Annotated in this window: 13 protein-coding genes; 2 read left to right on the top strand and 11 right to left on the bottom strand. The window is 38.6% G+C overall.

Annotated features, from left to right (window positions below):
- Positions 1 to 23: 23 nt before the first annotated feature.
- The gene (locus OWEHO_RS08295; protein ID WP_014202029.1) at positions 24 to 1,256 is read right to left on the bottom strand and encodes a M16 family metallopeptidase; all 1,233 of its coding nucleotides are present in this window, start codon (positions 1,254 to 1,256) and stop codon (positions 24 to 26) included.
- 65 nt (positions 1,257 to 1,321) lie between these two features.
- Positions 1,322 to 2,878: a hypothetical protein gene (locus OWEHO_RS08290; RefSeq protein ID WP_014202028.1), complete on the bottom strand. Its 1,557-nt coding sequence runs from the start codon at positions 2,876 to 2,878 to the stop codon at positions 1,322 to 1,324.
- A 239-nt stretch (positions 2,879 to 3,117) separates the two neighbouring features.
- Here OWEHO_RS08290 and katG point away from each other — a divergent pair, with 239 nt between their 5' ends.
- Positions 3,118 to 5,343 carry a catalase/peroxidase HPI gene (katG, locus tag OWEHO_RS08285; protein ID WP_014202027.1) on the top strand — a complete coding sequence of 742 codons (2,226 nt, stop codon included), beginning with the start codon at positions 3,118 to 3,120 and terminating at the stop codon, positions 5,341 to 5,343.
- An 82-nt stretch (positions 5,344 to 5,425) separates the two neighbouring features.
- Here the strand turns inward: katG and OWEHO_RS08280 are convergent, their stop codons facing one another.
- The 3 genes from OWEHO_RS08280 to OWEHO_RS08270 all read right to left on the bottom strand — a co-directional run bounded on the left by OWEHO_RS08280 (position 5,426) and on the right by OWEHO_RS08270 (position 8,156).
- A complete protein-coding gene (locus tag OWEHO_RS08280; RefSeq protein ID WP_014202026.1) occupies positions 5,426 to 6,085 on the bottom strand; it encodes a DUF6702 family protein in 660 nt (219 codons plus the stop codon).
- Between the two features lie 12 nt (positions 6,086 to 6,097).
- Complete coding sequence (locus OWEHO_RS08275) at positions 6,098 to 7,069, bottom strand: YHYH protein (RefSeq protein WP_014202025.1); 972 nt, start codon at positions 7,067 to 7,069, stop codon at positions 6,098 to 6,100.
- A 100-nt stretch (positions 7,070 to 7,169) separates the two neighbouring features.
- A complete protein-coding gene (locus OWEHO_RS08270; RefSeq protein ID WP_014202024.1) occupies positions 7,170 to 8,156 on the bottom strand; it encodes a phosphotransferase in 987 nt (328 codons plus the stop codon).
- Between the two features lie 136 nt (positions 8,157 to 8,292).
- On the opposite strand from OWEHO_RS08270, the gene OWEHO_RS08265 reads away from it, so the two are divergent.
- Positions 8,293 to 8,688 (top strand): DUF1160 domain-containing protein, encoded by a 396-nt coding sequence (locus tag OWEHO_RS08265; protein WP_143764549.1) that lies wholly within the window; start codon positions 8,293 to 8,295, stop codon positions 8,686 to 8,688.
- A 36-nt stretch (positions 8,689 to 8,724) separates the two neighbouring features.
- On the opposite strand, the gene OWEHO_RS17845 is transcribed toward OWEHO_RS08265, so the two are convergent.
- The 6 genes from OWEHO_RS17845 to OWEHO_RS18785 all read right to left on the bottom strand — a co-directional run bounded on the left by OWEHO_RS17845 (position 8,725) and on the right by OWEHO_RS18785 (position 15,050).
- Positions 8,725 to 9,402, bottom strand: a complete 678-nt coding sequence (locus OWEHO_RS17845) for an outer membrane beta-barrel protein (protein WP_014202022.1) — start codon at positions 9,400 to 9,402, stop codon at positions 8,725 to 8,727.
- A 303-nt stretch (positions 9,403 to 9,705) separates the two neighbouring features.
- Positions 9,706 to 10,467, bottom strand: coding sequence for a hypothetical protein (locus OWEHO_RS17840; RefSeq protein ID WP_014202021.1), 762 nt, complete (start codon positions 10,465 to 10,467; stop codon positions 9,706 to 9,708).
- A 327-nt stretch (positions 10,468 to 10,794) separates the two neighbouring features.
- Positions 10,795 to 11,712 (bottom strand): hypothetical protein, encoded by a 918-nt coding sequence (locus OWEHO_RS08250; protein ID WP_014202020.1) that lies wholly within the window; start codon positions 11,710 to 11,712, stop codon positions 10,795 to 10,797.
- 523 nt (positions 11,713 to 12,235) lie between these two features.
- On the bottom strand, positions 12,236 to 13,516 hold the full coding sequence (locus OWEHO_RS08245) for a sulfatase-like hydrolase/transferase (protein WP_014202019.1): 1,281 nt from the start codon (positions 13,514 to 13,516) through the stop codon (positions 12,236 to 12,238).
- A 17-nt stretch (positions 13,517 to 13,533) separates the two neighbouring features.
- Complete coding sequence (locus OWEHO_RS08240; protein ID WP_014202018.1) at positions 13,534 to 14,535, bottom strand: alpha/beta fold hydrolase; 1,002 nt, start codon at positions 14,533 to 14,535, stop codon at positions 13,534 to 13,536.
- Positions 14,536 to 14,831: 296 nt separating this feature from the next.
- Positions 14,832 to 15,050: a tyrosine-type recombinase/integrase gene (locus OWEHO_RS18785; RefSeq protein ID WP_083827984.1), complete on the bottom strand. Its 219-nt coding sequence runs from the start codon at positions 15,048 to 15,050 to the stop codon at positions 14,832 to 14,834.
- Positions 15,051 to 15,125 lie beyond the last annotated feature (75 nt).

The raw sequence follows: 15,125 nt of genomic DNA, 5'->3' as shown, positions 1-15,125 counted from the left end.
TTTGCGTTCGGTAGAAATGTACTTTAGTTTGCTATCGGCTTATAAACTATCGAGCTCATCTGCTCAGGTGCTAAAATTTCATTGGCTACATCCTGCAAATCCTCAGAAGTTATACCTTCAATTTTGGCTCTAATTTCTTCAAAAGTGTCCACTCTATCAAATACCAAAAGTGATTTGCCCAAGGCTAACATTAGCGAGGCATTGTTTTCTTGCCCCATGGCAATTTGCCCTAAAATTTGGCGCTTGGCCTTGGTGAGCTGCATAGTGCCCAACTTTATTTCTCTAAGTTTTTTAAGCTCCTTATCAATCAGCTTTAGTGTTTTGCCAATAGTTCCGGGGTCGGTGCCGGCATATATCCCAAACACACCTGTGTCAGAATATGGATTGTAAAATGACTCAATATTGTAGGTGAAACCATACTTCTCCCGAATGTTGAGGTTCAGGCGTGAGTTCATCCCTGGGCCACCCAAAATATTATTCAATAAGTGAAGTGTTCTGCTTTTCTCATGATTAGCATAATAGCTTCTAGTGCCCAGCACCGCATGTGTTTGAAAGTTTGACTTTTCGACCGATACATGTTTGGTTTGATAGGCTGGTGGAGCAACTCTGGTATGAGTAGAGATTTTGGCAGGAAGGTGCTCTGTAGCTTTGTCTAGCATACGTTTTAGCTTAGCAGAGCTGATATTTCCCACACTGCTAAACACCATGCGGTTGTTTCCGTATTCGCGAGAAATAAAATTCAAAATATCCTTTCGGCTAAAGCTTTTTACCTTTTCGGGTGTACCCAAAATATTCATCCCTAATGGGTGATTAGGAAAAAGCGTTTCCTCAAAATCATCAAAAATTAGCTCAGAAGGGGAGTCCTTATAGCTATTGATTTCATCAATGATCACCTCTTTTTCCTTTTGTATTTCCTTTTCAGGAAAGATGGAATTGAAGTTAATATCAAAGATTAGGTCAATGGCGCGATTGTAATCACTTTCTAAAAAAGAACTGTAAATAACCGTAGTTTCCTTGTCGGTGTAGGCATTGAGTTCACCTCCGGCATCCTCCATTCTGCTTAAGATGTGGTAGGCTTTTCTTTTGGTAGTTCCTTTAAAAAGTACATGCTCTATAAAGTGTGCCAACCCCTCTTCTTCGAGCGACTCATCTCTGGAACCTGCCATCACCATCAATCCACAATGAGCTACTGGTCTATCCATTTGTTTGTGCACCACACGGATGCCATTGCTCAATTCAAAAATTTCAAATTCCATTCACCATTTTTTCAAGGCCGCAAAGATAGGCTTTGTATTGAGGGAATGAACAGGATCGGATAAGGCTAAATCTTAAACTCAAGATTGAAGCGGGAGAACAATTCCTGTGTGGAAAGATTGTTGTTTTTTATTACAATTTCTTCATCACTGATTATCTCGTGATCGAATGGTTTCAGGAGATTAGAGTCAATTTTAAAACCACTGAGCAAAATTTGCCGTGAAGGCAATGATGATGAATAAAGCCAAGTGCGCCTGTCTCCATACAGATTGACGGAAATTATCTTTTTTTCACCTTTCCGGCTATGGTAAACAATAGGGTTGAAGGCATAGCTATCCAGAATATATTCATAACCATTCATGTTAGCATGAACGATGAGGTCTACATCATTTTTCAGCGCTATTTTATTTAAGTGCAGAGCCCGTGTTACCAAGGTTTCATTTTTTACCGAAGGAAAAATATTGCCATCCAGGATGTGGTCAATTTTTCTATCTAAATGGTTATTTTTCAAAATCATGAAAACCACTGTGAGCGCGAGGAGTGGTAGAGTTAACCTATATGCGTTTTTAGATTTTTTAAAGATTATAAAAAGGCTAATGATGAGCAAAATGGGTAACACGATGAAAAGTCGACTTGGTGTAAAGAAAATGTCTGCCTCATCATGTCGTTCCTGAACTTTAGGTATGGCAAATGTGACCATCAGCATGAGGAATGCAACTGCGCTAAAAAGGGCTTCTTTTATCAAAGATTTTCTATAACCTATCACCGCCAGAAGAATGAAGAGGAGTGGATAAACAATTCCCCAACTGGAAAAGAAGGGAAATAGATTTTCAAAGTGATCATAGGTTTTTAGGCTTTCCCAAAATGTATCAAGGCTAAACCCAACATTTGCATGGGGATGCACAATGCGTTCTGAATGTGAGGTGTAAAATTCCTTTGCCAAATAATCCAAAAACAGAATTGGTAGGACAAGTAGAGCTTTTATGTAAAATAATAGCGACTTATAGTGATAGGAGAAAACAAAAAGAAATACCGGAGCAATGAAGAGTGCCGAGCTTTGATTGGCAATAAAGCAAAGGGCAGAAGTAATGTAGAGTAGGGTGACACTACCTTTTTTTTGAGGATAAAACAAAGGGATATATAAAAGTGGAAGAAATAAAAATGCTTGGACGAATCCTCGGGAAAGACTGGTGAGAAAGTTGAATTCTACTGGTAAAAGTACGGGGAGGGCTAAAGTGAGAAAAGCCCAGAAGGGATTTTTTGTTTTAAAAAACAAAAAGGCCAGAATAATAAAAGGTAGTAGCACTATGCAACTTGTAGTCATAGGCATTGCAATGTAGACGGGGATATTCATCCAATACAATGGCACCGCCACAAGTGACTCAAGCATATAATTATAGGGCTGCCCATAAAAGAAAGGCTCAGGAAATATTCCTTGCGAATAATCTAGCAGACCATTCCAAAGCACCGTTTGATCAATGTCTGTGTAAACAAAGCCAAAATTCACAAGCGCTACGATGCGGTCTATAAGTAGGATAGCTAGAAACAAACCGAACAGAGAGCGCTTGTGGAGGTAGCTTTGAGAGTTTAGCACTTCGGTAAATTGCTTTAGTTTTCTGTTCATAGTTTGAGGTACAGCAAGGCCTAAATGGCTCAGGGGATAAAACTAAATGATTTTGCAATGTCCAAAGAAGTATCCATTCTTTTTCTAATTTCTATCAAGGATTAAGCTCTAATAAAACACATTTCTATAATTTCAGGCATAAATATGAATGATCAACATAATAGTTAATTGTTATTTAAATTTTAAATCAATAGCTAAAAATTATATCAACTTTATCCAGTCAAACAATTCAAATAAATATGGGAAATAATTCAGATTCTAATGGCTCACGTAGTTTTGATGTAAATAGTGGAGGCAAGTGTCCGTTTCACGGTGGAGCACCTAAACAGGCGGCTGGCGGTGGCGCTAGAAATCAAGATTGGTGGCCAAACAGATTAAAAGTAAATATGCTTCGACAGCACTCCTCTTTATCTAACCCTATGGGAGAAGATTTTAATTATGCTGAGGAATTTAAGAAGCTTGACTTACAAGCTGTAAAAAAAGATCTAACCGATTTAATGACCGATTCGCAAGACTGGTGGCCCGCTGACTTTGGTCACTATGGAGGTCTGTTTATTCGCTTGGCTTGGCACAGCGCAGGTACGTATCGTATTGGTGATGGTCGCGGTGGCGCGGGTTCTGGTCAGCAGCGCTACGCTCCACTTAATAGTTGGCCAGACAATGCCAGTTTAGATAAAGCACGCAGGCTACTTTGGCCCATCAAGCAGAAATATGGTAACAAAATTTCATGGGCCGATCTTATAGTTCTTTCTGGCAACGTGGCGTTAGAGTCTATGAACTTCAAAACCTTTGGTTTTGCAGGAGGGCGCGAAGATGTGTGGGAACCTGAAGAAGATGTGTATTGGGGCTCGGAAACAGAGTGGCTTAGTGATAAAAGATATTCCGGTGAACGAGATCTGGAAGATCCACTGGCAGCTGTGGTGATGGGGCTGATTTATGTAGATCCTGAAGGCCCTAATGGAAACTGGGATCCGATTTCTGCGGCAAAGGATATTAGGGAAACCTTCAAGCGAATGGCGATGAATGATGAGGAAACAGTGGCACTCATAGCTGGTGGTCACTCTTTTGGAAAGACACATGGCGCGGCTGATCCTGGTGAGTTTGTAGGTCCAGAGCCGGAAGCTGCACCTATCGAGGATCAAGGTTTTGGTTGGAAAAATAGTTTTGAAACAGGAAGTGGAGCGCATGCCATTACTGGAGGGCCAGAGGTTACCTGGACAGAAACACCTACAAAGTGGAGCAATAATTTCTTCAAAAATCTATTTGAATATGAGTGGGATCCGCATAGAAGCCCTGCTGGAGCTAAGCAATGGATAGCACGTGATGCGGAAGAAATAATTCCTGATGCTTTTGACTCTTCCAAAAAGCGCAAGCCAACTATGCTTACCACCGATTTGTCCCTGAGAATGGATCCTGAATATGAGAAAATATCAAGACGCTTTTACGAAAACCCCGATGAGTTTGCGGATGCTTTTGCGCGTGCATGGTACAAATTAACACATCGTGATATGGGGCCGAAAGAGCGCTATCTGGGGCCGGAAGTTCCGCAGGAAGAATTGCTTTGGCAAGACCCAATCCCGACCGTGGATCATGAGCTGGTAAATGACGAGGATGTGGCTAGTTTGAAATCAAAAGTTTTGAATTCCGGATTGTCAGTTTCTGAATTGGTTTCTACAGCCTGGGCTTCGGCTTCCACATTTAGAGGTTCTGATAAACGTGGTGGTGCCAATGGTGCTCGTATTCGTCTGGCCCCTCAAAAAGATTGGAAGGTGAATAAGCCTGAACAGCTTAAAAAAGTATTGAGCACTTTAGAAGGAATTCAAAAAGAATTCAACTCAGGAAGTAAGAAAATTTCATTGGCAGATCTGATTGTTTTGGCTGGATGCGCTGGTGTAGAAAAAGCGGCTAAAAATGCTGGGCATAATGTTGAGGTGCCATTCACACCCGGTCGAATGGATGCTTCTGCCGAGCAAACTGATGTGGAAGCTTTTGAATATTTGGAGCCTTATGCTGATGGTTTCCGCAATTACCGAGGCACTAAGTTTGACGTTTCCACGGAGGATTTACTAATCGATAAAGCACAATTATTAACCTTATCGGCTCCGGAATTAACCGTTTTGGTAGGAGGAATGCGCGTGTTGAATACCAATTATGATGGTTTCAATCATGGTGTGTTTACCAATCGCCCGGAAACATTGAGTAATGATTTCTTTGTGAATCTCTTGGATATGCGCACGCAATGGAAACCGACTTCTGATGAAGCTGAGGTGTTTGAAGGCAGTGATAGAAAATCGGGAGCACCAAAATGGACAGCCACCCGCGCTGATCTTATTTTTGGTTCCAGCTCAGAACTACGTGCCTTAGCGGAAGTATATGGATCATCAGATGCAAAGGACAAGTTTGTAAATGATTTTGTTGCCGCCTGGGATAAGGTGATGAACTTAGATCGCTTTGATTTGGCCTAGAAATAGGGTGAATTATCATTAAAAAAAAGAGGTGGCTCTATGCGGAGTCACCTCTTTTTACATTTATAAAGTGTAGAGTTTATTATAAACAATTACCCTGACGAGTAGCTTCATCAAGCTTGTTGGATTGATAGAGGTAAAACCCAAATAATAAAATAAAGAGTAAACCTAAACCCCAAGTGACATAATTCATAAAGGAAGTTGGGGCAAACCCTATTCCTGCAGTAGAATTGGCAGTATGTTCCACAAGTTGGTTTCCTTTAGCAAGGAGTTTTATAGAGTGTTGATTTTTGTCGTCTAGCACAAACTGCTGCTTTTCTAGCCCACTCTTTATAATCATCAATGCACTTTGATTATAACCAATATGCTCAAAGCTTTTATTGCTCACATCAATAGACTCAATTTCTTCCGGAATTCCTGTAGCCTGAAAGACCACGTTAGTTTCATGGCCCAACTTCACAAAACCTTTTATGAGCTGAACGGTATTTTCTCCATTTACCTGTATAGTTACATTTTTCAAGATGTGACTAAGGACCAAACTTTTAAACTCTTCAGGTGTGCTGAAAGAAGTCTCACCATTGAGTTGTTTTATTTCATACTCAAATGCAGAAAGGGGTGAGCGTACTTGTAAAACCCAGCTGTTGTCACCCTGTTGGGATAGTATTGTTGATGAAACACTGGGTTGATGTGCCCAAGCGCTTTGCATTCCTATCATCAGCAAAAGACCTATTATCCACTTCATAATTTTATTTCTTTAGTTAACGTAAGCGCCAGCAAGGCAGTTGATAAAGTTGTTGCTACCAGGTGCGTCTACATGGTAATGGTAACCTCTCGTATCGTCATAATGTCCACGACATTCGTCTAAGTCTGTTGGTTCTGTTCCGTCCTCATTTAATTGTGAGTAAATGGCGTGTCCATCCATGGCATAACCTATCATAGTAGCATGTCCGTCATTTTGGGCAACCTCCGTACTTACACCAGTAGCCGCATGATAGTGATATCCTTGATGAACATTGATGTGCCCACCAGCATCATCAAAGGGAGCAAGAGTATAGGCTCCCAATATTGCATCTACGGGTGCCGCACCAGAAAATTCAATACCATTAAAAGCAACTCCAATTACGGTAGGTCCGGTAGATCCCATAGGTCCTCCACCCATAGCGAAGTTGGCTGGAGTACTTTGTTTTACGGGGGTCACGGGAATCAACCACGTTTGTGAAAGATTGGAAATATAGGAGGGTAGGCACTCCACACAGTAATTTTCATAAGCTGCACCTACATTTGGGTTTGCGGCATTAATGCAGTCCTGTTCAGTGTCTGTTATATAAATGTCGCCATTGGCATCGTACATCATCCAGGTATTGTCATTGTAAAAGGTGGCCATGTTTTGGATAAAAGCACCATCCACATCATACACCTGTCCATTTTCTAACCAGATACCTCCGGCTTCTGCTCCGTCAGAAATATTAGTCGGACACCACGGACCCATGTCATGGTCGGACGCCATACTGTTGGTTACAATTTGATAGCAATCTGTATTTGTTCCATCAGAAAGGGTGCACGGTACCGTAGTAACCGTGGTGCCGCTTAAAAAAAGACCTTCATCTACATTTATGACCACTCCATCATCATTAGATGCAGTGCCTTGATCGTCATCATCTTTCGAACAACATGATATGAATATTGCGGTGGCTAGTAGTAAGATGCCAGATTTTAATTGTGTCATAATGTTTCCCATATTTAATGGTTAGACACAAGTTTTAACCTAATCCTTCGGTCAACATACTTTTTTGTGAAAAAAATAAAATTAGCGGACGGGGTTGTGCTTAGAGGTTTTGCCTTTCTAAAAACTGAAACGCCTCCCCGTTTTTGGATAAAGCATGGTTATGCAGTTTTTGATGGTTGGGAAGCCAGCCCAGCAAAAAGCGATTGAAATCAGCCCAAGCTACCGGGTATAGTTCTCGCCATTCTTTTTCCAAAGCTGCCTTTTCGGCTTCATTCAAATCTTTAGCTGATGCCTTTAATGTTTCAAAGTAATACTCCAAGAGTGAACCTTCATAAAGCTGACTTTCTTCATCGCTAAAGCAACTGCCCAGGAAATAAGCTAAATCTTTTACCCCAACACCTTTACCTACATATTGAAAATCAACAGCAGCTACTTCTTCATTATTGCTAAAGCAAAAGTTGGCCACCTTGGCATCTCCATGTATTATGGTTTGAAATTTTGCCTCGTTTAGCACAAAGTCCAACGCCTGGGCTTTTTCTTTAAGGGGTGAATCTTCCATAGCTTTCCATTCATCAGGTCTGGTGTTTAAGTGCCAGTAGCTTCCAATAGGCCAAAGGCCATCAGTTGGTGAATTGATAAAATGAGCATGAAATTGCGCCAACCATCTTATAACCGTTTTGGCTTCTTTGTAAGTACAAGATTGTTTCAGGTTTGGATAAAAATGTGAAAGGTCTTCGAGAACTAAAATTTGTACAGAAGTTTGCTTTTCCCTGTAAAGTAGCTGAGGTACTTTTACCGTAGTGGGAAGCGAAGCAGCATACATTTCATACCAATGGTTTTCCACTTGATAGGATTTAACTTTTCGCTCGTGCGAAAGATTAGAAACCCACCCCTGTGGGTGCTTATCTTTTTCTTCAAGGAGGATACATTTCACTACTACCGAAGGCACTTTTGCTCCTTTCAGGTTTAACCTAAAAATTCCACCATAATCGCTCCACAAGCTTTGCATTTTGGCAATGCTCAAAATGTGGCTTACGCTAAGTTCTTTTTGAATGTTAGGGAGAAAGGGCTTCAGCATACTGTCCATAGCCGCAAAGGTAGCGAAGGCGAATTTTTATTTCCCTCGTAAATGGAGATGGGTAATGAAAATGTTGTCTGAAGGGTATATTGAAATCAACAAATCCAATTATATTCGGAGCCTTAAAACTAAAAATACAGAAACGATGAGCTACTTAAATACCACAGAAAAAGGAATATTACTAACGGATTTGATTGACATGGCAAAGAGCGATGGTATGGTCAATTTTTCTGAAATGACTTATCTGGTATGGGTGGCGCAAAAAATGGGAGTAAGCCAATCTGAGTTGGAGCAACTGATGGAGCGCAAGTCATCCGCTTTTGATCATATTTCTCCTAATCATCGCCTGGAGCAGTTTCATAGATTGCTAAACATGATGTTTGTAGACACACAAGTGGAAGCTGAAGAAATTGAAAAATGCCGTGAACTGGCTTATAAAATGAAGCTGGATCAAAACAAGGTGGATCATCTCTTAACAGAAATCGAAAAGAATCCTAAAGTGATGGTAGACCTGGAAACTTTGAAAGCCAAGTTCAGGTAAGGAGGTAAAGTGATTTATAAGCTCGACTCTATAGACTTAAAGTTTATATCCAACCACCAAGTTTATCGAGTATGTGTGGTCTTTTAAGGTTCCATTGCCATAGCCGTATGTAACGTGTTTGCGTGACCACTCGTAATTAGCAATATGAGTGAAGTTGAAATAATAGTCAAAACGTACACCAAATTGAATTTTTTGTAAGCTATATTTTGCTCCAGCACCCAAATGGCATCCGTACATGAGTTTGTCCAATTCACCAGTGTTTTTGCCCGATAAGTTTTCAATTATTTCTCCTTCGTGAGAAGATAGAAAATCTATTCGTGGCCCAAAGCTTAAGAAAGGGGATATTGATTCGGTAACAGGTAACTTTAAGTCCAATGATGTGTTTAAAGATAAATAGTGCAATTGAGCCTTTTTTACGGAAGTATACAAAACATAATCTACTGTGTATTGGCCTCCTTTTTGGATATATCCAATGTTTGTAGATAAATTATAATACTTGTGGTCGAAATAGTCAACTCCAATAAATGCGGATAGTCCTAGAATTGGCTCTGCATAAGCAGACTCATCAACACCAAATACACTCGGTTGGCCAGGTATATCTTCTACCGTCCAGTCAAGCTTTGAAATAGCTGTGCCTACTTGAATATTAATAACCTGACTAATAACTTGATTTGAAGTAAAGCTTATCAAAGCCAGAAGCAGCGCTTTTTTCATTGTGAGAGGTTTGAGAATAGGGAGCAAATATAGGTTTTGAGGTTGTTCGGCTAAGGCAAAAAAAAAGCCATGGCTAATAACTTTTTGCAGCTTATACCCCTGCGGCTACATGACAGCTAAGCATGAGTTTGTGTAATTCACCAGATTTGATGCCAGAGTTATTGGAGATTTGTTTTATCAAGGCTCCATAATTGTACGGTTGTATGCCTACTTATGACCCTAGAAAGGCTAGGTAATTCAACAGTAAAATGTTTTTAAAGAAATTTATCATACCCACTTGTAGGTGAATAGAACTAGACTGTTTTATGGCAAGTATTTAGTCATGCCATCCCCTCTTAAATATTCCTCTGTTGTATAAATAGCATTAACAACGATGTTTTTATTTTCTTTGATTACAAACTCGCTTAAGCACACATGAGATTGATTTTTAGGGTTCCAGTCGTAAGTGTAGCCTAGTTGGCTCCACGGGTAGTTGTCATATAATTCGCAATTGTAATAACGGCTAATTCTATTTTCATTTATCCAAGCTATGTAAGAAGGGTCTGTTTCCTCAGGAAAGCATAAATCACATTGGCTGTCCGTAATTTCATTGTCAGGGCATGGTCTTATGAGGCCTGAGGGATTTAGCCAAAACTCTACAAAATAACTATATATGGAGTTTGGAGGTAATCCTAATAATTGTTTTAGGCGTAAGTCTACATCCTGAGCATTTTTCTTTTTCATCTTTTGGGCTAGCTCAGGCGCTGTAGTTACCCATATAGGGTGTTCTCCGGTATTAAAGTATCCTGAATCCAAGTAAGGTTGGTAATAGGAAATGTTTTGTTTCCAGGTAGCTGCCAAAATATAATCTTCTCCATTTATATCTTTCCAAATGAGCTCAGTGTTTTCGGGGCTAATGGAGACAAAATCCTTATAAACTTTTTTTTGAGAAGGAGCCATGGAGTTTTCTATGGATGCTTGATATAGTGATTTATTGCTGGTGTCGGTTTGAGTCCCGGTTTTTAATGATTGACATCCTCCCGCGATCAGGACTAAGGGTAATAGGAATAGTTTAAGGTTTTTCATGTTATGAATGTTAATGGTTTGATGCAATTAAGATATTATAAAATTTCGCATGAAACATTAACGTATTTCAAAGGACTAGAGCCTAAATTGACCTGAGGCTAGAGACTAATCTAGTGTAAACCCTAATCTATAACTTTTGTAAACGATGTATCTTAACGAACGCGGCTTTTAAACCGAAGGTTAGAGTCTAAGCTGGTGTGCATTTCATGTCGTGAGGAGTGTGCGAGCGAGTCACTGGTTTACTGGCTGTCTATTTGATTGTACTTGGGCTTTACATTGCAAACTATTTATTACCCAATATCTTGTCAAAGAATAGTTTTGTTAGTTTCAGTGGGTCGAAAAAAGTTTTTCGAAATCGTCTAGATTGGCGTCTTCCCATTTAAAGTATTGTAAAGCTGAATTTGGATTGAATTCATTGCTGTGAAGCATGTTTAACAATTCTAATGGATAGTTACTGGATATATTAAATGGAAAATTACTTGACTGTGTATCGAAATTCCTATCGAAGAAATTTTCAGCCCATTCACTATGATGAAGGCTATCATTATATAGTTGAGCAATCAATAACTCTAACTTTTCGTTTTTGATCACTAATTTTTTAGCTTTGAAAAAGGTTGGTTTTCTTGAGTTTTGTCTATGATAAAATTCTAGATTCTTAGACTGTATGAGTTTTGATGATGCGTCTCCAAAGATATCTGCCAATTCAACATTCTCTGAATCGGTCGCAATTTCCAGTTCCGCTCCTTTAGAGCTAGAGACTGCTAACGTCCAGTTGTCCATGGTTGCACAGTGAGTTACTACGTATAACTCACGAAATGAATAAACAGTCTGTGTTAGCTTAATAATAAGTTGCTGCCAAATGTCTGACCAATTTTTGATTCTAACCGCCAATGGGGCTTCACCTTTAAAAAGGTAACTGCCTTTATCCTTAAAGGCAATAAGTAGTTTGCTGATTTCAAAAGCTCCATTAAAAGGGTTGTCACCCTTTTCTTTACCAATATAAGGTTTTGTTATTCCATCACTGAAGACCCAATTAGCGGGGTCGAGCTTAATGTTATATTCAATCTCTACTGTTTCAGTATCTACAATGGCTTTTCTGAAAATGTTCCCTAAAACAATAATTTCTCCATTCTTAATTAGAAAAAAATCACCAGGGTAAACATTTTGACCTAATGGTATAGAAGGAATAAAACCACGTGTTTGTAAATACATTCCTGTTAGAAATTTTTCATACGGCTCCTGCATCAGTTGTTATTTTATAGTTAATTGCAATTAATTGAGTTTTGCTTTATACTTGCTGTTAATGGTTTACATAAGTGGCATGGCAGCCGATAACGGTCATGAACTTTTTAGCCCCTATGTAAAAGCAGTGTCCTAAGTTCGGGTAAACTTTTAAAATACCTGTACCATGTAAGCTCAAAACACTACCGCATCAAAATATTCATTGTATCGATATCCACAAGAAGAGTTGGCGGATCCATACCACCACTATGTCTGCAGAACCAAAAGCCCTCCAAAAGTAGGGATGCAAAATTCAAGAGGGAAGGGCTGAGAAATGAGGGAACTGCCAAGGCGGACTTTTATCGTAATGACAAACCCAAAATATTTTCGAGATACCCGAGGGTGGTGAAGGTTTTTGTCAACACTCTAAAAGTTTAAAAAGGACAATAAAAATGGAATAGAAAAATCTTAAATAGTATCTTTAATTATCTAATCTAAGGTTGGGAAGACTGCTTTACATGGGATACGTTGTTGGTAATAGTTATTTTTAATTTCTTATCCTTGATAATTCAATTTCCAACTCTTCTTTAGATTTTTTTTCAATAGTACTTATTACCGAATTCAGAATGTTGTTTTTTTCGTATGGATCATTAATTAAGTTGTACATTTCTTCTTTTCCATTAGCAAACACTAATAATTTGTAAGTGCCATCGCTAATGGTCCAAGCATCATTTTTTTCATTCTTCATTTCAGAATACTGATACTTTCTAATTGATTTTTTTTCGGACAAAAGCGACTTAAAACTTTTGCTATCGTTTATTTCATCAATTTCCACCCCAGCTATTTCGGCAATCGTAGCAAAAATATCTGTACTTGTAATTAAATTGTTGTCGATCCCTTTGCGTTCCACACCCTTGCCAGATACAAACAAAGGCATATTAATGCCACCTTGATAAAGACTTCTCTTCACTTGATTTGAAGCATATGGGGCTTGTGTCACAACAGGTTCGTTACCATTGTCACCCATAAAAATGATAAGTGTATTTTCTCTTTCTTCTTTTGATAATGAATTCAATAGTTGTCCTACTTGATGGTCCATTGCTTCGATTGAAGCCATAAAATAAGGTGTTGGGTCTACACCTTCTTTGTAAGGAGGTAAATTTCCTTGTTTATGCATTTCATCTGGAGGAATATGAAAGGGAGTGTGTGGTGCATTATATGCTAACCACATAAACCAAGGTTTGTCTTGTTTTTGAATCCAATGAGAAGCTAAATCGGTAAACTTTTTGGTGGTGTACTCTCTGCTATTGTATTGTTTTCCATTTTTGGACAACGGCCAGTTATAATAATTTTTTACAGAGCCTATAAAAATACCTTCATAATAATCGATACCAAAGGTTTCTGGGTTAATTGTTGCATCATATCCAGATATATGCCATTTGCCAACTACAGCAGTTGCATAACTATTGTTGGTGTTGTCGTTGATGTATTTTTGTAACAGGATTTCACTTTCGCTTAATTTTTGATTTGCCCACCTTACATCGGTTCTGTACCCATATTTACCTGTAATCATTGATGCTCTTGTAGGTGAGCACGTTGGATAAGTCCAGAAGTTGGTAAAATTTAACCCCTTTTTTCTAATAGTATCAATATTCGGAGTGTGTGGTTTTACACTCCCTTCTGTAAAGCCGGCTAAAGCATCTTTCCCCATATCATCTGCAATTATCAGCAATATGTTCGGGGAATTTTCTATCTCTATTTTAGTCTGATTATTATGGCAGGATATTAAGAAAGTTGCTACCGCAATAAGTATTATATATTTCTTCATGAAGTGTTATGCTGAATCTAAAGTTGCAAAAACTTTATCAATGGAGAAATAAAAGCTTCAAATTTTTCGATATGGGGAAGATGTCCAACATTCTGTAACTCTATTAATTCAGCGTTGGGTATTTTCTTTTGAGTTTCTTTTCCTAACTGGTTATATAAGCCCATTGTATTTCTTGTGTCTTCACTTACAAGCGGTTTGCCAAGTGCGGTTCTGTCTCGGGTTCCAATAATAAGCAAAGTTGGGGCAGTGATGTTTTTAAACTCATACACAACGGGTTGTGTAAAAATCATATCATACGTTAGGGCATTATTCCAGGCTATGGTTTTGTAATCAGAATTTAAGGTCCAACCCGCCAATAAATTTACCCATTGGTCGTATTCGGGTTTCCAATTGTTGTCATAGTAATTCACCAATTGATATTTCTTTATCCCTTCATAACTTTTTTTAAGTTCATTTTTATACCACCATTCTACAGGTTTGTAAGGTACTTTTAGTTTCCAGTCTTCCAAGCCAATGGGGTTTTCTAGAATAAACTTTTCTGTCATTTCTGGATACATTAAGGCAAATCGAGTGGCTAACATTCCGCCCATTGAATGTCCTAAAATGGCTGTTTTTTCAATACCCAATGTGTCTAAAAGTGATTTTGTGTTTTGTGCTAAATGCTGAAAGGTATAATGAAAATGTAAAGGTTTAGACGATTTTCCAAAGCCTATTTGGTCTGGGACGATTACACGAAACCCTGCTTTAGCTAATGCTTTAATGGTTGTTTCCCAATAAGCACCATTAAAATTTTTACCGTGAAAAAGTACAATGTTTTTGCCGTTATATGCTTCAGGTTTAACGTCCATATACGCCATTTTTAGGTTTTGTTCTTGGATGTTTAACTCCAAAAATGAAACTTCATACGGATATTGATAATTGGACAATTCAATATCTAACCATTGTAATTTTTCAGCTTGTGCTGATACAAAATGGAAATTCAACAACAAACAAACCCCAGATATTATGTTTCTTATCATTTGGTATAGTTTTCTGAATTATTGCAATATCTGCACCAATAGCTTGATCCAAAATCCATATAGAATGATTTTTTGCTAAAAATAGCTGAACTTGATCGATATCAGCAGGTTCTGTTTTGCAACTTTGCACTCTACCTAATCCAGAAATCTTGACATTGATTAAATTATTGAACGGAGGCAGATTCTTTTTAACTAATGTTAATGAGCGTATAACGGGAATTTACGTTATATAATTATTTACATAAGAAGTTTGAATCAGGCTGATACGGTATATGCTTACATGTGCGTAGATTTATCTACGGTGCTGCTACGCGGTCAGTCGTTTTTGTGATGCTGTGTTCTGACAGGGCCTGTGTATACCGAATATCTGTGCCATCTTCCAACAAGTGAGTCGCAATACTGTGACGTAAATCATGCAGTCGAATCGATTTGCGAATACAACATGTTTCTAAACTTTGTTTTAGTGTTTTCCTTAAACTGCTTTTTGTATAGCGTTTTCCGGTTGGTCCTTCAATGAGCTACTTTTATTGCGTATACGTTTTGTAATACTACCGTAATAAAGACTAAAGTATTTCTAGAAAGTAGCTTTG

It is taken from the genome of Owenweeksia hongkongensis DSM 17368, from assembly GCF_000236705.1.
Classification (GTDB): Bacteria; Bacteroidota; Bacteroidia; order Flavobacteriales; family Schleiferiaceae; genus Owenweeksia; species Owenweeksia hongkongensis.
The sequence above is the reverse complement of the archived record's forward strand: the minus strand, read 5'-3'. Positions and strand labels throughout refer to the sequence as shown.